Annotated in this window: 6 protein-coding genes; all 6 read right to left on the bottom strand. The window is 43.2% G+C overall.

Features of this window, described 5'->3' with window-relative positions:
* Nucleotides 1-98 precede the first annotated feature (98 nt).
* The gene (locus tag ACH2DQ_RS04515) at nt 99-2,402 is read right to left on the bottom strand and encodes a hypothetical protein (RefSeq protein WP_394913772.1); all 2,304 of its coding nucleotides are present in this window, start codon (nt 2,400-2,402) and stop codon (nt 99-101) included.
* A 44-nt stretch (nt 2,403-2,446) separates the two neighbouring features.
* A complete protein-coding gene (locus ACH2DQ_RS04510) occupies nt 2,447-5,092 on the bottom strand; it encodes a family 78 glycoside hydrolase catalytic domain (protein WP_395025735.1) in 2,646 nt (881 codons plus the stop codon).
* A 318-nt stretch (nt 5,093-5,410) separates the two neighbouring features.
* A complete protein-coding gene (locus tag ACH2DQ_RS04505) occupies nt 5,411-13,996 on the bottom strand; it encodes a GDSL-type esterase/lipase family protein (RefSeq protein ID WP_394913770.1) in 8,586 nt (2,861 codons plus the stop codon).
* Between the two features lie 446 nt (nt 13,997-14,442).
* Nucleotides 14,443-15,807, bottom strand: a complete 1,365-nt coding sequence (locus ACH2DQ_RS04500; protein ID WP_394913769.1) for a TIGR02679 domain-containing protein — start codon at nt 15,805-15,807, stop codon at nt 14,443-14,445.
* A complete protein-coding gene (locus ACH2DQ_RS04495) occupies nt 15,770-19,855 on the bottom strand; it encodes a TIGR02680 family protein (RefSeq protein ID WP_394913768.1) in 4,086 nt (1,361 codons plus the stop codon). Before ACH2DQ_RS04495 ends, ACH2DQ_RS04500 begins: the two co-directional genes overlap by 38 nt.
* Before the next feature lie 2 nt (nt 19,856-19,857).
* Nucleotides 19,858-20,085, bottom strand: a 228-nt coding sequence (locus ACH2DQ_RS04490; RefSeq protein ID WP_395025732.1) for a DUF2398 family protein, incomplete at its 5' end; no start/stop codon positions are given.

Here is a 20,085-nt window from a genome sequence, read left to right as displayed (position 1 = left end):
ACGGATACCGAAAAATCCAAAGCTCCCAGTCCATATTTATGATTACAAAAAGAGAACATCGCGCTAAATTAACACGATGTCCTCTTTTATTGTCCTCACTATAACTCGATAAGCGTTACCTTATATTTATCTTCACCATCCCCATAAACCTTTACGCCGATTTTACTTCCCTTCAGGCGTTCCGGTATCTTCGCCTGTATGCGGATTTGATTTCCTTCAATGAAAAGATCCTTAATAATAATTCCCCAGATCCCCAACGCCTTTTTTTCTTTCGGATCAACAGAGATCAATTCCATTCTTTCATCCAGATATTCTGCCGCAGCTAAAATGATACCGCTTCCCCATAAAAGGCTGGAATCATACTGCATCCCTTCATATCCGCAATGTGCCCAGTTTTCAAATGGCAGATTTTGAAAACCGTCCTGCATTGCAGCCACAGCCCGTTCCAGGTACTCCCATTTACCCGTATCCAGATAATATTCATATAAAAGCATTGCACAAATGGCTTCTCTTGCATCGTTCCATTCATTGTCTGTGTTTTGAACGGTAAACCCACCATATGTGTCGATGCGGATGCCAGGATGGTTCCATACCTGCTGGGTGAGAAGAAGATAATCTGTCACTTCTTCTGCTTTTTTCCTGTCCTCAAAAGATCCCGTAATTCTATATTTTTTTAAATAAGCTATAGATGCAAAAATAGCAGACAGGTTGCACTGTGGATACTGTGCCGTATATCCGTCATAAAATGAAAAAGATTTTTTTGCACAGGATAGAAATGTTTCCAGATCTGCCCATCTCTGCCGTGGACGTACCTGTTTTTCAATAAAATCAATCCCCAGCATACCGCCGTTCCTATAACGGATATCTCCTGTTATCTCTCCCAGTTCCAGAAGAAATAGCACACTTGCTGATGTTTCTGCATTAAAATCCCGGAATTGTAATCTGCTGGGTTCACCATTTTCATTAAACCAGGATGGTATACACCCATCTTTGTGCTGAACAGAAACCAAAAATTCACCATATGGAATACAGAAATCCAGGATATCCGATTGCCTCTTTGGAAATAACTTCTTGGCCCAGCAGAGCATCAGCCAGGCTGTATAAGACATCTGAAGCGTATGAAATTCATTGTAATAACCTGCCCATCCATCATCTCTCAGCCAGGTCTCTGTCCCATCACGCTCCAAATAGCATATAACCGGAAACATTCCTTTGGTTTGAGGTGCAGACAGAATCAGATTTAAAATCTGCTCGGAACGGACTTTCCATTCCCGGTTTCCCGTCTTTTCTCCATAGCGATACATTCCATAACCAGTGACCAGTTCCTGAAGCCAGCAGGCAAACCATGCGTCATGTTTATAATCTGTACGGCTAAACCATTCACCCTGCCTTTTTCCTGTCACCGCACCAACCGTTTTATTCTCTTTTTCATATGTATAATAATCTCTAATGGCCTGTTTATCCCAAATTTCATTTTCCCAATCCCGCAATGAGTAAATTTCCGGAAAACGGACATTTTCATAAAGATCCTCAAAAGATTCTTCCCGATATTCTTTGTATCTGTCCCATATATAGCTAACTGCACTTTGATATCCCAGTTTTTCCTTTTCCTGGCTAACCATGGCGGAATAACAGTATGTATAGCTGTCTCCTTTTTCTAAATGAATCTGTACAAAAGAGATATCACTTCCTCTTACTATATGTGTATGCCCGGCCTCACAGGGCTGATCGGGCTCCACGCCACGAATTCCTATCCCCCCATAGGATATCCAGGGATGTTCATTTTCTGTTACATTTAAGTCCATCCCCAGAGGCATTCTGCATAAATCATCTTCTGTCACATCTTCAAGTCCCGCTATTATTCCTGCAAATACTTCTTTTTGCTGCATCATTACAATGGGAGTACGGAAGTTATAATGTGATACTATATCTGTCATAAATGTTTTAATTCTTTGGCTCCAGACAAAGTCCAGAGGACCTTCAGACGGTGTGTCTGTTTCTCTCTTTGGTATCATATAATTCCATTTATCCTCGATTGCCCGAAATCCTAATTTGCGTTTTGCCTGTAGTGTAATACGGAAATTAACTATATTATTATATTTATTTACGCTTTTTTTCTCCCCCTTTCTCAGTATTTGATCTAAACTAATTTCACGGATAACCGTATAATCCGGATGTTCTAACCGGATTCTTATGTTTCCGTCCTTCTGCTCAATAGATGCTGTCTCTGTGTCTTCCTGATAAAATATTGCATAGGGACGTTCATCCTGAAGTGTTGTCACATATGGAAATGATTTTAAAACCAGTTTTTCTCCCTCATCTCCTAATAGATAAATTCGTTCTTCATAAGGAGAATTTCCACATTCTATTTTTAAATTGTTATTTTTTATCGTATCGTTCATTGCTTATCCGGGATGCCTGTTAAACAAGCACTCCTTTTCCCCTTTCATTCATTATCTGCTGTAAAAATATAGTTTCCGCTTCCTGTCTCATAAATAAAGCAGGATGCCGTCTCTTCCTCTTTATCTGGTTTATAATTAACTCCATTGCAGACCATCGCCTTTATCTTTCCACACTTCTTTGGAAAATGAATTTTTGCTGAAGTATTAAATGGTATGGTGACATTCAGAACAAATTTTCCCTGTTCTTTTTTCCATGATACTTTTACATGTCCATTTAAAATGTTCATCTCCGCTTCGACCCGGTTCAACTCCTCCGGTACAGATGGAACTATTTTTAACTTCTGCAGACCCTGCTTATCAGTTTCAATTTGTATTCCACCCAGGTATTTATAGAACCATACACAAGCTGCTGCCAGCATAGGATGATTTCTGGAATTCATGATATTATTATCCCTATCCGCTTCCCATCGTTCCCATATAGTTGTTGCTCCTTTTGCTAACATATAGCCAAATCCCGGAGATGTAGTGGATGTCATAATCCGGTATGCTTCATCATCCTTTTCATTACGGCATAACACCTCAATAAGGGATTTAGTCCCCATATTTCCAGTGGTCATATGATATTGGTGCTCTTTTACATTATTCACAATATTAGCCACAACTTTTTTACATTCCTCTTCGGGTACCAACCCAAGATCTAAAGACAGCGCATTGGCACTCTGGCTTCCTTTATCATACTGACCTGTATTCTCGTTGTAGAAACAGCTATTGTATTTTTCAAAAACCGTCTTTTGTAATGCATCTAAGAAGGCTGCATCCCCATTTCCCAGAATTACTGCCATTTGTTTTATCTGGGAAATGGAATAATACAGATATGCGGTAGATACTAACGTTGCCGTCACATTTTTTGAAACAGCGCCCGCGCCATATTCTTCCGGGTAACATTCTCCCTTGGGACATGCCCATTCACCAAAACCGGTACGTGAAATCAAGTATTGATCCGCCTCTTTTAGCAAGGCTTTCAGGTAACGAATCATCCCTTCATAACTCTCTTCTACTATCCTTTTATTACCATACATCTGATACATTAATAAGATCAGACTGATGGGTGTATTGACCTGTGGATCACACGGCCGGCGCCCCCATCGAAAGGGTGCAGTATCTGCAAAATATCCTTTTTTATCCTGGGTATCATATACATCCCTTGCCCATTTCTCAAAAAAGCTCCCCATATCAAAGTGGTATGTACACCCTTCCGCTCTGGAAGTCGTATCTGTCGTCCAGCCATGGCGCTCATCTCTCTGAGATGAGTCTGTAGGAATTCCCATCAGATTACAGGCATCAGTATGTTTCATTACTTTAGCCATCCGGTTTAACAGTTCATTATCACATTGAAAGATTGCATTTTCACTTAAATCACTTCTTATATGCTCGACGGTTAAATGATGTATCTCTGCATTTCCCTGCTGCTCTACTGTAAAATACCGAAATCCATGATAGGTAAATCGGGGAGCATATTCTTCTGTTCTCTTATCTCCCCGGAGTATATAGGAATCTTTACATCTTGCCAATCTCAGTGGAACTTTGTCCAGATCCCCCTGCTCATTTAGTTCTTCCGCAAAAGACATCTCTACTTTTGCGCCTCTCTCACCAGACACTTCTAGCTTCACCCAGCCTGTGAGATTCATGCCTGCATCATAGAGAAGACGTCCGTCTTCCAGGGTCTTTACATATTTCGGCACAAGACATTTTACAATTTTAATAGGCGGAAGCAATTCTCCTGTCAGCTTTCCTCCCGGATGTTCTGCCACCGTAGCCAGAATCCATCCACCCGGACGTTGATGTTCTTTTAAAAACACTGTTTCGTATTCCGGCGTATCCCACCCGTCTTTTTCCAGCCGTGCATCATAATCTTCTCCGTCATAAATGCTGTTATAAAGGATCGGACCTTTTGCTACACACCACCCAATTCCCCAATCTGTAACTTCTTCCTGCACGCTGCCGTCTTCATATTCAATATTTAATTGTGCCAGTACTTTGGGCTGACCTGCCCATCCGCTTCCAAGGATAATACCAATTACATTCTGTCCATTTCTTATATTTTCTGTTACGTCATAACTGGAATACAACAAAGTTTTGCTATAATCCGTAGCTGCGGGATCCAGCAGTTTATCTCCAACCTTATGCCCGTTGATACGAAGTTCATAGTATCCAACGCAGCATATATACATCCTTACCTTATTGATTTTCTTTTTCTGGCTTGCAAAAGAATATCTCATTAATAAGCCATTACCGATCAATCCCCCAAGAAAACTCAGCCAGTTACCTTTCCAATCATCTTCTGCCAGCAGCCCCATTTCAAACCAGGCAGATGCACTGAAAACAGATACCTCATTTTTTTGATTCCAGATGCGTACTGCCCAATAAACTCTTTGGGCGCTTTTAAGGGGAGCACCTGCATAGGATATTCCATAACAGAGCCTGCTTATTATCTTTCCTGTATTCCAGATATCGTACACCTCTTGACTGAGGTTTTCCTCCGAAGATGCAGCTACAATCTGATAAGCACTCTGATATCCTCCCATTTCCGATGATATAACCTGCCAGCTAAAAAGCGGTGTTATGTTCTGTACTCCCAATGGATTGGTTTCATATTCACATCTTAAATTTACCGGTGTGTAATCACTCATTTTATATCCTCCATTCCAATGAATCTTTATTCCCGCGAGCAACGAGTCAAACGGACACGCAGGCGCGTCCATTTGGCGACTGCCGCGAGGATCAAATACCCCGCTGCCTGCAGCGGAGTTTTTGATTATAAAACCATTATCCACATTTCATTTGTTCTCTTCAATCATCCAGACTATAGATTTTGTATAACATTTATAGTTACCTCTATCCAAACTAAAAAAACTGCCATACCTTAACATCAGGTATAACAGCTTTCCTCTGAGCACTTTACCACTTAAAGAGCAGGCCACTGGGACCTGCTCCTTTTCCTGTTTCATTTAGAATTTTACGCTTTTACTTGCTGAATAAGAACTATAAACCTTTTTATTTCCAACCTTATGATACGCTCTTATTCTAAACCGGTAGCTTCTGCCTTTCTTCAGTCCGGTTTTAGTGTAAGATAAAGTCTTTGCCGATTTGGATGCAATCTTTTTGTACTCTCCATTATTGGTCTTCATATAAATTACAAATCCATCCGTACCTGACTTTTTATTCCACTTCAGAGCCACTTTTCCTTTTCCTGCTTTCTTTGCCTGAATCAGACGCGGTTTTGCAGGCGCCGTCGAGGTCTTCATTACAGAGGAATAAGAGCTGTACTTCTTTTCTTTTCCAAGCTGGCTGTAAGCTTTTACCTTGTATTTATAATCTGTACCTGATTTTAATCCGGTGTTCACATAGCTGGTGTCTTTTGTGGTCTTAATTTTACTCCACTTCTTTGAACTGCTGTTATACCGATATACGATATAACCCGTTGCATTGGATGCTTTCTTCCAGCTGATGCGGATGCTTCCTGATTTATTTTGGGAAGCTTTTACGCCGGTTGGTTTAGCAGGCTTTTTCAGTGTAAGCTGTGTCCACTGGGCATACACGGTTGTATTGGCTTTCAGACTGCATACCTGTCCAGCCTTGATCTGGGCACCGCCTGATACTGCGGTAAACCAGCCGTTAAAGCTGTAACCGTCTCTGGTTGGTACCGGAAGCGTTCCATAAACGGTTCCCTGTGTGACTGTTATGGAATCCGGACTTACTTTTCCGCCTCGGGCATCAAATGTCAGCTTATATGTCACAGGTTTCGGATCTTCTTTTTTCTGCCACTGTGCCGTAAATGTGATGTTTCTATCTGGCATTGTATACTGGGTGTCTGCGTGATAAACTCTGGTACCGTCAAACCATCCGATAAACAGACAGCCGTTCTTTGTAAATGTATTTTTCGGCAGGGTGATCTTCGTCTGTGCCTCTGCCTGTATTGCTGAGGGAGCCGTTCCTTCAGCTCCTTCACCGCCTGTAAATGCTGCCGTGTACTTTTCAGGGATTGGAGCTTCTTCCTTACTGATGGAGAATATTGCAGACGTTGTACTTGTCTTATCATTGACATTGGCGGTTACCGTAACTTTCACGGTTCCGGCACCGGAAACTGTCAGCATATTCCCTTTGATACTTCCAATTCCATCCGGATCTTCGGTAATCACATAGGTGTAAGTGATATCCTGGTCTGCATGTCCCGGCATCTGGCAGTCTCCCGTAAGGGCTGCTTCTGCCTTCAGCTCGATCTGTCTGCTGGATTCCAGATAAGGTATTGTAACTTTCTGATCTGCAAATACCGGTGCCTGAAGTTCACAGGTGCAGCCCTTTACCGTAACGGTACAGCTGTCTGCTTTTCCACTGGTGGATGTGGCTGTAATTACAGCTTTGCCCGATGCTACAGCCGTCACCTTGCCGTTTGCAGATACTTCTGCAATTTCCGGGCGGCTGGATGACCAGGTGATCTGATCGTTTGATGCCTTTCCGTCATTCGTAGTCACATCCGCATACAGTCTTCTGCCTTCTCCAACTTCCAGGCTGAGTGTTTTCAGGCTCACCGTAACCTGATCTGCCGGAACTGCTTTTTCCAGTCCTTTGACTGCCGCTTTTAATGCCTGCAGCTGCTGGAATACCTCAAGCTGTTCTGTGTCCTGTGCATCCAGGACTTCCTGTGCACGATCAATGGCATCTAATAAATTCTTATAAGAAGCCTGTGCGTACTCATCTCCTTTGATTGCCTTTGCTTCTGCAATCTTTTTCTCAAGAACGGACTTATCGGTCACATTGGAAGGATCCTCCTGGCTGACCAGTTTACACCCTGACCACTGGGAATGTCCGCTTCCGATATTGCCGTCTTTTGCAATCGCTTCTAATTTCATAGTTTTTGCCCCGGAAATGTCAACGGAAGCAAATCCCATTGGAGATGTGGACTGTAAAGCTTTATCACTGGTGTGTACCACCGTTCCATCTACGGTAATCTTAAAGGTAACTGCTGCCACTGCCGGTTTACTTGCATCAATTCCATAATAAGTTTCAAATTTCTTATAATTATGGCCCTCCGGCAGATTGAAAATTAATGTAGAGGTACAGTGTGCTCCGTAACCTTTGTTAAAGGATACCCGGTTTCCATTCTCATCCAGTAAGGACATCGTACCGCCATCCTGGTTGGTATCCACCTTGATCTTGTCACCGGTTCCTTCCCAGTAACCTACAGAGGAGTTAGCCTTATCTAAATAATCATGGTCGGACAGATAATCCGTCTTATCATAGCTGCCTTCTTCTGTTACCGTAATCGGAACTACAATTGTAGAAACATTTTTTCCGTCTGAAACATTTACCATCATCCGGCTGGTTCCTTTATTAGAGCCATAAAGGGATACGATGCCCTCCGATAATTCTGTAATGATAAAGGAATCCGGCTCTGAAACGATTTTTGTAATGGTAATGGTATCTCCGTCCGGATCTTCTGCAATATCCTGTGCCGTAAATGTGGTTCCTTTCAGGCTGTTTACTTCCTGATTCGGCATGGGGTCTTTGGCTGCCGGCGGCTGGTTTACCGTTTCTCCGGGTTCTGCTTTCGCCACGGTGATGGTGCAGTCCGCATTTCCTGTTTTGCCATTTAACTCAGCGGCAACGTTTATCTTTACAACGCCTGCCCCGAATACTTTTAATTTGCTGCCAGTAATGACCGCCCCCGTCTCTCCCGCATCCGCTACGGTGTAAGTATAGACTGGACGGAAGGTATGTCCTTCTTTTGCGCAGGTGCTTTCTTTCATGGTTCCGGTAAGTTCTGCCGTATATTCATCTACTTTTGCAGGGATCATTATTTCTTCCGGCAGTAATCCAATATCTTCTATTTTACAGGTACATTCCGGTGTTCCGTCCGGTGCAAATTTAAATTCACTTTCTAACGGAAGCATACAGAGTGCATTTCCAATTTCACTATCTGCATCTGCTGCTGTTACACCTACGTTTGTAACTGTCAGCCCTGTGGTGATCTGCGTAATTCCGGTATAGCGGAATACAAACTGCTTTGTGGTATTTCCCGATACATAGACAGCTTCTTTTGGCACGCCGTCCATGTTAAACTTCAGTACGGGATTTCCGGTTTTGATCATATAGGAATCAAAGTCAACCGTAAATTCAATCTGGTTATCACTCTTCTCCATTGCTACATTTTCGATTACCGGTTCTTTCATCGGTACTGTTAAATCCGCCTTAATCCATTCCACATTGAAGCTGGTGTACTCCATTGTCTGATTGTCACCTTCATAAAATAACCCGATATTTCCATCTGGAAGGATAGACAGACAGGAATAGGCATAGCTTCCGCTTTTTACCAGCTGGCAGTATTTCCACTCAAATGTCTTGTCCTCCGGATTATATAGCCCGATTCTGGCCATACCGTTGTTTCTTGCAGGTCCATTTGGATTTGCTAAAATAATGGCTTCTTTTCCATCAATCTTTTCCGGGTAATGGGTTGCTGTTAACTGACAATAAACTTCTGGTACACCCGCATCCCGGACAGGTTCCCCCCAGGTAGTTCCCGAATCCGTGCTGATTGAATATTTCAGGCTTCCGGATACATTCCTGCAAAACTGAATCAGTGTTCCGTCATTCATCTCCACAATCTGGGACTCCGTTAAGATAGCACCGCCGTTATTCATTGTAGAAAGATCGGTCCCGGCTGCCTCAAGAGGAGACATCTGGGTACGCTGCCAGGTAACGCCGTAATCATCACTGTAAATACTGGTAGCTGCCTGGGCGGATGTCCAGTTCTGGTTTGCCACATAGATGGGAACAATCAGACGTCCCGCATGCTCACCCTTTTTCACCTGGATCCCCACGCCAGGTCCTGTTCCACAGAACAGCATCCAGTCTTCTTTGATCATCGGTGTTAAATCTACGGGTTTTGACCATGTTTCTCCGTCATCATCGCTGTATGTGCTCCAGATTCTCATGTTGCGGACAACTTTTAATTCTCCTGCATTGGAACCTGTATAAAGGAAGATGTTGCCTGCCGGTTTATCATCTTTGAATAATTCACCGGTACTGAAATCCGGTACGGTATAGTCTGTTGGCCTTGCATCTGCTTCCTCTGCACCTTCCAGCCATACTTCTCCGTGTTCACGAATTGTATAGGTCTTGGTATAATTATGGGTAGTATTCAGTACACTTTCATAATCTCTTAAAATACAATATGATTTATCCCCTACCTGCTTATATCCGGATCCTTTTTCCAAAAGGGAGGTATCCATCGCTGCTTTTGATTCCGGGAACATATCTACCAGCAGAAAGACTCTGCCGTTTACCTCATCCTCTACCATCGCTGCATCTATTGTCAGGGAATGCTGCTGCTGTCCTGCCGGTAAGTTAATGATGGTCTGTCCGTCTGTCCAGTTCTTTCCGTTATCGAAACTTCTCCTTATTGCCGTATCGATATTTCCCTGATCCCCCGGTCCGCTTTGGCGTTTATCAATCGCTGCCAGCACAACGCCATTCCTTGTAGTAAGCAGGCTTGGTATCCGGTGTGACGCCGATCCCTTGTATCCGTTGTAGAATAACTGCTGATCCGCTGATTTAAATGCATCTTTTGGCAGCTCTGCTTCTTTCTCTTCTCTCAGTGTCACTTTATGGATATCGGTTATCTGCTCTTGGGTTAACAGATCCGATCTCACTTCGATATAGCTGATACTGCCGGTGAAAGGATACTGATTACCTCCGCCCGAACGCTGTGTTTTGCCAAGGTCAACGGTATTTACACCCTGGCTACTGCTGACAAATCCTGTATCCGTGTTATTAATTACTCTTTCTCCGTCAAAATACACCGATGTACCGGTTGGTGCAAATACATAGGTTACCGTATGCCACTCATCTCTGGTCATATTGTTTACGCTGGATGATGCCACATTGACATTGGTATTGTTATTGCGGACTTCATAGCCCACAGTACCATCGTTTACATAAACATGGGTATGCGTTGCATTCTGCGTATTATTTGATACACTGAACAGACTCATCAGGCCTGTTTCGGTCTTTTTAAACCGAACGGTAACTGTTCCCTGGGTCAGACCCTTTAGTTTATCAAGTGCTCCGGTATAATCAACCGGGCTGGTTGGAACGCCGTTTGCAATTTTCACTTCTGATTTCTGAAACAGTACTGCAGGGTCCTGCCCCTCTTTTTTAACAGTAAATACGGCTGTCTTCTCTGCCGATGCTACTGTGCCGGGAACCAGTGCATTTACCCGTACTTTCATGGTACCTGCCTTGCTGACTGTCAGTTTATTCTGCCGGATCGTGCCGATATTCTGCTGATCTTCTGCTTTTTCAAAGACATAGGTAATGGTTTTACTGCTGTGGCCTTCTGCCTTGCAGTCACCGGTAATGTCGCCAGATGCCGCTAAACTGATTTCCATACTGTCTTTATCCTGGGGTATTACAATTTCTCTGTCTGCAAATACCAGGTTGCTGATCTCGCAGGTACACTCCGGATCGCCTGTCATTTTCAGGGTTGCAGCAAATGTAATCTCTTTGTGGTTCTTTGCATCTGTGCCTGTTACCTTTGCAGAGTATGGAATAAAATCTTCCGGAACTTTAATCTTCATTCCTTCTGATCCATAGTTACTTGTTTTGGAAATAGCCACTCCATTTACATCTGTTATACTTACCGTTACATCCTGCATGCCATTTTCATAAGCCGCAAGTGCAGACGGATCAAAAGAAGCCTCTTTCTTTGTACCGTCAAAGGTAACTTCTGCTGCTATGGTGGAACTATCTGTCCAGTCACTGAATTTATAAGAATAATTAGAGACTGCAGAATCATTCTTATAGAGCCCTGTTTCCTTCAAAATCTGCTGGAACATTGCCATATTACCCCGTCCATTTGGATGGACATTATCTACTAACCATCCATTGCTGCCCGTATTCAGGAAATCATTTCTGACATTTTCCCCGTATGCAGTCCAGTTTTTCAAATGGTCAATTACGGTAATCTTAATACCTTCGATCTCCGCCTTCATATCCTGTTCCACATCATAAATGGCATTGAAATATTCTTTATAATTTTTTCTCGGTTCATCCGGGTTCATGTCACAGGGAACTCTTAACACAATATAGCTGCCTGGATTATTCTGATAAATATCCCGAACCAGTTCCTTATAATTATTCTTAAACTCTTCCACGGTGAATCCGGTAGCCGCAGAACCTGCCACTTCTCCTCTTGTAGATGCATCATTGGTACCCAGCATAACCATAACGACATCGGGATGGAATTGATTCAGCCTTCTGTCAATCTGATCCAGTGTCGTAGACACTGTCGCATTGGAAACCCCCGTATTGATAACCACATCCTGCTGCCTGCCCTGCTCTTTTAAATATTTCTCAAACAGTTCCGGAACATTATCATACCCGTTTGTCAGCACGCCATGGGTAATGCTGTCACCCATGAAAAGGTAAGTAACCGGTTCCTGGCTGTTCAGAAGATTTGTCAGATCTTCAATGGTGTTCACATTGCTGTCTTCATGTGAAAGCGCCTGTGCCTGTCCGTTTTCAGCAGCCGTAAACCGGACATCCTTTAACTGACGTTTCCTGTCTCCTTCGTCAGAAGTCATGCGAAGTACATACTCTGTTCCTGTTTTCAGACCGGTAATGGTAAATGGCGCCGCCGCCTGTTCCCGTGAAATTACCTGACCATCATAAGACAGTTCATAACTCCAGTCCAGATCCGTATATCCTTCCGGTGCATTTACCTGGATCTGATCTGCTTTTACCTGTACCGATGGAGAAGCATCCACTTTTAACAGCGTAGGATTGACCGGCAGATCAAATCCGGTATATGCGGTGGTATGCCCGATGCCAAGGGTTGTTTTGATTGTATTTGCAATCTCCTGGTGTCCAAGTGCGGTGAGATAATTGCCCGGATCCAGATAGGATGCATCCAGACCTGTGATATCCACCACCACGGTTTCTTTTACTGCTGCCTCTTGATTAATAGCCTCCGTATAAATGCTGATCAGGGCATTGTCTTCATCGGAAAGTGACGGTGCGGGTGTGATGATAAATGGGATTCTCTGATCCTCATAAAGCCTGTCAAGCAATGTCCTCAGATCCGCCTTGAACGCCTCTTTACCGGACTCACCCTTCTCATAATCGCTGCGGTCTACCATAATGCCCACAGCCTTGGGACCATACTGGTCGATAAGCTTGTCATATTTTGAATTCAATTCGGAAATGGTAAGCCCTGCCTGAGCCGTATTAAATACAAAACGGGAACGTTCTACGTAGGTTCCGCCTGCACGCAGGTTATCTTCAAAGAATCCTACATAATTTTTAACCGGTCCCACCTGGTCAAACTTTGGAACAGCCGTATCTGATCCTGTCATTAACCATGTATTTGCCGTTCCTGCCGCCTGCATAACGCTGAAGTCGTTCAAATCGGGCGCCTTCTGAGTCATTTCTTTTAATTGGGCAACCGTAAAGCTTTGATCTGTTACAGTTACAAAATCAATCTTTCCATTAAAATTACCCAGGGAATAAAATGGTGCTGCGTTATAGATTCCGCCGCCAATACTGAAGTTCGTATATGGAGTCTGGCTATTATTTACATTTTTATTAAAGCCCGGATTCCAGCTGCTCCACCATCCACTTGGGTAAATGTTATCACTTCCATCGATTACAACATAAGTATCCTCTGCCTGTCCCGAATGAAAACTGACTGCAATGGTATGCCATTTGTTATCCTTTAAATTCACGGAATTTACCGATAAGTTGGCTTTCAGTCCATTGCTTTTGTCATTTCGGAAATAAGCCCTCAGCTCTCCGGCATTATTGATTCCAAATACCATATTGTTGCCGTCGTCTGCGTCGGAGCTTCCGGCCCCGAAAATTACACCACTTGTGTTGGTCTTGAATTTAAAAATAATACTTCCGCCGATATCGTTTGTTCTGAGATTATTAGGCACCTTCAGGTAAGGTGAGTCTGCTCCGCCATATTCCTCAGATGTATAATCAATGGCTCCTGCTGCTGTTCCGTCAAAAGTTCTGTCACTGAGATTCAGGTCTACTGCCTGGGCATCGGCATTGACACCTCCTGCAAAATCAGTCTGTGCCTGTCTTCTCACATCTTCTAATAAATTTCCCGTTGTCTCCAGAGGAGCTGCTGATTTCTTCGACTGTGCTTCAGACTCTTTTACAGCTTCCGTCTCTGTCTGAACCTCTGTCTCTGTTACAGCCTCAGATTCTGTCTGAACTTCCGTCTCCCGTGCCGCTTTGGATTCTGTCTGAACCTCTGTTTCTGGCGCTTCTTCGGATTCTGTCTGAATCTCTGTTTCTGTCTGAATTTTTGTTTCGGATGGCGCTTCTTTCTGTACCTGAGCCTCAGATCGTGTCTCAGGCAACTGTTCTGCCTTATCCTGTCCTTCCGATTGTATCTGAATGCCATTCAGGCTGTCTGATCCCGCTTGCACCGGAAGGTACGCCGTCTGAAATACCATACAGATACATATCATGACCGACAAATACCTGGATATCTTTTTCTTCATGCTATCCTTGTTTCCTCTCTTCATATTCATTCCTCATCTTTCTTCATTGATCAACCCTACCGAACCCATCCACGGTGATCTCTCAATGCTCCCTCCTCCCTTGGCGAATCTTTTTCAAGCCCCTCTCACCACTGTTTCCTAATCTCCTTCTCAAATACGGATGTGGACGATGCATACATTATAGCAAAAATAATTTCTTTTTTAAACATATAAACGGGAGAATATTTCTTTTTCAGTAGTAGTATACAAATTAGCGATGTATTTTCCAGTTTTTACCGAATATTCTTTGTGTATAATGTATAAGGGTTGTGATTCAAAAAGGAATTTTGAATTTTTTTAGGTGGGAGAAAGGAGGATTGAGAATTTGTTTGAAGGGAAAAGGGAAAATTTTTTCAATAGAAAAGACATACGGTAACAATGATATTTTATCTGTTCATTGATTCCGTATGTCTTGTTAGGATAAGTAGTATCTACCCTGGCTGACATTCCAGTTCCTGCAGATACAGTTCCAATAATCCCTCCTGATAGCCGGCCCTTTTAAGCTCTTTCATTTTATCAGCCGCTGCCATTAATTCTTCATCCGTAATCCGCTCAAGCAGCTTTAATCTTCTGTCAGAAATCGGTCTGGATGAGATAACCTCACCGTAACATGCACAATCCATATGCCAAAAATGTAACTTTTCCCCATAATAATTTTTTAACCGCTGAGCTATCCATAGCCCCTCCGGATCAAAATCACCTGCATAGTAAATGGATGTCCCTGACCGGGCAAGTTTGTCCATCAGAAGTACCGATGCCAGCTTGGGCTGTCCATTCATGCACATACAGGAATATCTGCCCTGGGCTTGGGATGCCAGCACCCCAAAAACCGATGGATTTTCTACAATATAGAGCCTGCCGGCTATACTTTCCACCCTTTCCCATCCAGCTAAGACAGAAAGTGTTACCTGCATCGTTTCTTCCTCTTTGTAAAATCCCTCTGCCCCTTCGTGGAGGTCTCCATTCTGTTTCCAGGCACGTATCCCATAGACTGTAGTATAATTGGATATATCATCCTTTAATATGCCTGCTCTAAGGTATATTTTTTGTTTCTGAATTGCTGGAAAAACTGCCTGGCGTATGGATTTCTCTTCCATTGACTCTTCCGGTTGTCCGCAGGAATTTGTTTGAAAATTGCTATTGCAGACCCATGTAAGGAGAGAATAGAACAGGATTCCTCCATCGCTTCCTTCGTCAAAATAGTGAGGATTGCCCGTCACTCTGGATGCAAATACAGCCAGATATTCAAATTTATGTTCCTGATAAGGAAGTTTTTCACATGCATTCATGACATTCTTTAACAATTCCTGCATCTGGGATCTGTCCGCTTTATAGCGGCGCTTGAGTAGCTGCCAGGCGCTACCGTTTTCCTTCCTAACGCTTTCCAGCCAGTAACCAGCCTGTTTCCCGGTAAATTGCATACATATGTCTGCAAAAGCTTTCTCCTGCCGCTGCTCCTCATCATACCTGACTTCTCGCTTGCTTATCAGATTTTCATGAAAATAAAAACGTAGCAATTCCTCTGATGTAATACCTGAAAATCTGCTTTTATCTATAGCCTCCTGCAGGCGCTTTGCTGATATCGCAACCCTTTTTTTTCCATGATAGTTTTTCCGAAAAAATCCTTCCAGAGTTTCGATATCCTCTCTGCTCAACTTCCCTAATACAACGCTTCCCCCTACACTGCCCAGAGACGCATACTTCTTACGGAACCCTTCCATCATATGCGCAAGAACAGGATTTCCATTAAAATATTCCTTACATTCCTGCAGCTCTTTTCTCCATATCGTGTTCATCCTCTATCAGCTCCTTGATTTTACCGTTCCATAAATAAGGCATAACGGTTACAAACTTTGCATTTTCAGGACGCAGCAATTGATAGATCGCCAGCGTATTTAAAGTATCACAATCGCCCCATAGTACCTGGGAATTTATAATAAAATTGAATTCAAACTCCATCATAAGCCGGAACATGTCACGGATATTCCGGTTGTCTACACCGGCAAAGGCTTCATCCAATGAAATCATTCTGGGCGCATCTTCCCTTGCACCCTTGTACTTCGCCACTACAGCCGAAAACAGAGGAACATACATAGACATCGCTTTTTCTCCGCCACTAAAGGTACCAAATACGCTATTGGTTAATTCCTTCACTTTCTCCCCGCTCTTCTGGTAAAATAATTGAAATTCAAACCATTTCCGATAATCCAGCGTTTCACGCATAACGCCATAAAAGGATATCATACCATTGCTGTCCTTAGCCCCGCGTCTGGCTTCCTCCACCTTTGATCTGAAATGAGCTGAAAGCCTTTCCGCTTCATCATCCCGCATTACCCGGTAATCTTTCTTCAGCAATTTCACCAATTCGCTGGTGTCCAGCTGATTCTCATTTTCGGCAGTTTTGCTTCTCAGGCGCAGGCTTAATTTTAATCCACTGGAAGTGTTCATTGCCCCCATTAATTTGTTCATTTTTTCTACCCAGGCAAAGGAAGCATTCATCTTACTGCGTATCTTTCTGCTGATAGTATTTGCCAGGATATCTTCAAATAATTCCCGGTCTCCCGCCCTTAGCAGCTCATTCAGTTCCAGAATTTCCTCATCCAGATACTTTAAAAGTTCAAGAAAGCTCACCTTTGTACCACGGAATTTAGCATACATATCCATTCGTTTTGCGGATCTTCCAATCTCCGGAAATGCTTCCTCTAACTCTTCAAATATTGTTGTCTGCGTTAGCTGATACTCCGTCAAAAATCCCCTGTTCTCAAAGTAAACCTGATTCAGTCTGGCTAATATATCCTCTTTTACGAAACTGCCTGCCCGGTCTTCCAGTGATTCCACTGCCTCCTGGGGTGTATCCCCCTTTACTTCCACATAGCCAAGGCGGCGTTCCTGTTCAAATCCTGCCTTCAAAAATGCAATCTGGTCCGCCATGCTTACTTTTAAGTTTTCCTGAGCCGCGAGCGCTTCCTGCATATGCCCGATCTGCGCTCGCAGCGCTGTACTTTCCTGCACACAAGACTCCTTTTCTTTTGGAATCTTCATAAGGCGGTTCATACAATAATCTAGTCTTTTCCGTATCTCTTCATAATTAGTCATGCTTAGCTGCTGCTGTATGGAGTTTAATTCTTCCTGTTCCTGTAAAAGAGTTCTTCTATACTTCCCTTCATCATATCGAAGGGTGTCCATATCCAAATCCAGATTATCCAGAACTTCTCCCAGTTCTTCCACCCGTATCTGCATTTGAATATAGGAGAAATGCCCTCCCTTTAACTCATAAAGCTGTTTCCAATACTCTTCTGCAGCGGTTTTTGCCTCTAAGAAACGCTCCAATACACAGGGAAGATACAATTTTTCCGCCAGCGCCGCTGCCTGCTTCCATATTTCCTGCATTGCAGCAGTCATCTCATTTACCTGCACTTCCAGGCGTTTTACTTCTTCTAACAGGCGTTCCCATTCCCGGTTCGTTTCTTCTTTCAGTCTCCATGCCGCATGCAGATCCTGATCAGAAGGAAATTCGTTATACTCCTGCTGCAGTTTTCTCAGCCTGTCGTCCCATTTTAGAATCTCAGCTTCCAGCTCTTGTAATTGTTCTTCAAATTGGCGGCATTCATCCTTTAAAGCTGCTATCTTCGCCTGTCTGCTGCGCTCTCTTGCATGTACGCCGATAAATTCAGCTTCATGGTCTTTTGTTATGGTGCCATTAATCACTCCCATCCGATAGCGGCCATCGGGATAAACCGCTATAGAATCCTCACTGTCATATCCGATATTCTCCAGAATACGAATAATTCTTTGATTAAAAAATAAATCATTCATTTCTTCATTCACATTAAATAAATCCAGTAAACTTTTTGAAGCCCGCTGCTTTTGTACAAACAGATACCGATCAGACATTCCCTGATCCGCTGTCATCACTTTTTCCCGGTATTCCTCATCAATTACAAGTGCATCCAGAATCCCCATATCCAACAATGCTTCTTCCAGATAATTGCACTTTTCCGCACTGAGACCCGCATCAAATTCAATTACCTTATAAAATTCCAGATAGGGAATCCCCATCTCTTTTAAATGCATACGGCTGCGAAGAACCGCTTCACTGCGCGGTGGTTCCGGCTCTTTTGCTGTCTCCCATTCCCGCAGTTCCAAAACTGCTGCGTCCAGTTTTTCTTTCACTTCCTTCTTTCTTCCTGTTACAGCATGTTTTCCTGCGCTCAATGCTTCTTTTTTAGAAATCTGGCAGTCTGCTACCAGCTGCCGAACCGTTCCATAATCAGACTGATCCCCATACCGATCCGCATAGCTGCTGATTATACGTAGGATTTCCTGCTCCAGTATCAGTTCCTGGTTACGCCCACTCCATTCGTAAATACTTTCCTTATATTCATTTTGTGCCTGTGCACAGAGCATCCTGCACTCTGCTACTCTGCGTTCAACGACATCCGCATCCCGTCTGCACCCATCCATTAATTTTATACCTTCATCCAACCGGCGCCTCTTCTCATCCGCTTCCCTTAAGATCTCCACGCCTTCTTCCAGCCTCTTCTTCCATTGCCCTGCCTGCAGCATATGAGTATCAAAGGAATATCTGCTTTTCAGATTATTTTTCAGGTCATCACATAAAAATGCATGTTCCTGAAATCCCATCAATTCTGCATATTCTGACATTTCATCCATCATAGAAAGCAGTTCGTCCCGCTTAATCTCCTGCTGTTCCTCTTGCTTTTTCTGCTTATCCCGGTTCTGGACATACTGTTCCTCTTTCGTAATGAGCTGTTTTTCCTTTTCCTGAATATTCTGCTGATTCTGCTTAATACGCTCCTGAAGGTCCCCCTCCTGTTTTTTCAGATAAACAGCATCACTGGCATTTAGTGATTCCTTTTCCTTATCAAGGGTCACCTGCTCGATCTCCAATGTCTGGTATTGTTTCGAAAGGACGCTTATTTTCTTTTCACTGATGCCAATCTGTCTTACGTTTTCCTCCATCTCACTTTTTAGTTTTTCATCCTGCCGAATCCCCCGCGCATAATCCGCTGCTTTCTGATAAAGTAAAACATAATTGTACTGCTCATATACTTTTCGGATTTTTTCAGCTGCCTGTCTGCTTTCCTGCTTAGATTTTAAATTCATAGATGTAGTATCCATGTTTTCTATAGCTTCTGACATTGGCCTCAGATCATCGTCCGACAGTGCCTGCAGGGAGTCACTTAATATATCGTTAATTACTGACGGCTTGAAATCCTTTGAAAGTTTCGGTGTCCGCAGCTGAATCAGAAGATCAATCATCTCCTTATATTCGTCCACTGTCTCAAAACCAAAAATCTGCCTGTTCACATACTCCATATATTCTATTTGGCGGTCGAATACTCCGCCGCCTTCTCTCAGCCGGTACTCCAGTTCCTTCCTGGTAAGTGTGACCTTCTCATCAAGCTCCTTATACAGAAAAAAATCCTTATTGATACGCCTTCCGTCTGAGATATAAAAATACCACTTATCCATAGGTTTTCTTTTTCTCGCCCTCAGCCCCATCCCTAAAGTCAGAAAAGTGTCACTGTCACTGCGCTTAAATTCCAGATACAGATAACCGGTCCGTTCTTCTCTTTCATCCTCATCTTCCAGAAGATAGCTGCTCATTTTGCGATCTCTGGAGCCGAAAGGATCCAACCGCTCCGGGCTCATATTTCCGTCCAACAGCAGCGGTATCACACTTTGCATCGTAACCGATTTACCAGAACCATTTGATCCTCTCAGAAGCATCCTTCCATCCGCAAAACAAAACTCCTGCTCATCATAGTACCAAAAATTTATCAGGCCTATTTTATTTGCCTGCCACTTACTGTTTTCCATACTCACACTTCTCCTTTATTCAAAAACGTATCTGGAAACCTGCCTGTCATCTTAGCTATTATAGGGAAAATGACTATTTCATGCCGCTCTTTTTCCATCCGTATAAAATTCATTTTACAAAGCTCTTCTTTCAGGGTTTTCACAAATTCTAACGATGCCATCTCCCGAAATGATTTGGTAAATCCATTTCCGTATTTTTCCTTTACCGTTCTGACAATCTGATTAAAATT

Source organism: Robinsoniella sp. (assembly GCF_034124845.1).
The sequence above is the reverse complement of the archived record's forward strand: the minus strand, read 5'-3'. Positions and strand labels throughout refer to the sequence as shown.

What these genes read in the sequence shown, in the direction of transcription:
- ACH2DQ_RS04515 (WP_394913772.1), bottom strand. Translation starts at nt 2,402, where the DNA reads ATGAACGATACGATAAAAAATAACAATTTAAAAATAGAATGTGGAAAT.
- ACH2DQ_RS04510 (WP_395025735.1), bottom strand. Translation starts at nt 5,092, where the DNA reads ATGAGTGATTACACACCGGTAAATTTAAGATGTGAATATGAAACCAAT.
- ACH2DQ_RS04505 (WP_394913770.1), bottom strand. Translation starts at nt 13,996, where the DNA reads ATGAAGAGAGGAAACAAGGATAGCATGAAGAAAAAGATATCCAGGTAT.
- ACH2DQ_RS04500 (WP_394913769.1), bottom strand. Translation starts at nt 15,807, where the DNA reads ATGAACACGATATGGAGAAAAGAGCTGCAGGAATGTAAGGAATATTTT.
- ACH2DQ_RS04495 (WP_394913768.1), bottom strand. Translation starts at nt 19,855, where the DNA reads ATGGAAAACAGTAAGTGGCAGGCAAATAAAATAGGCCTGATAAATTTT.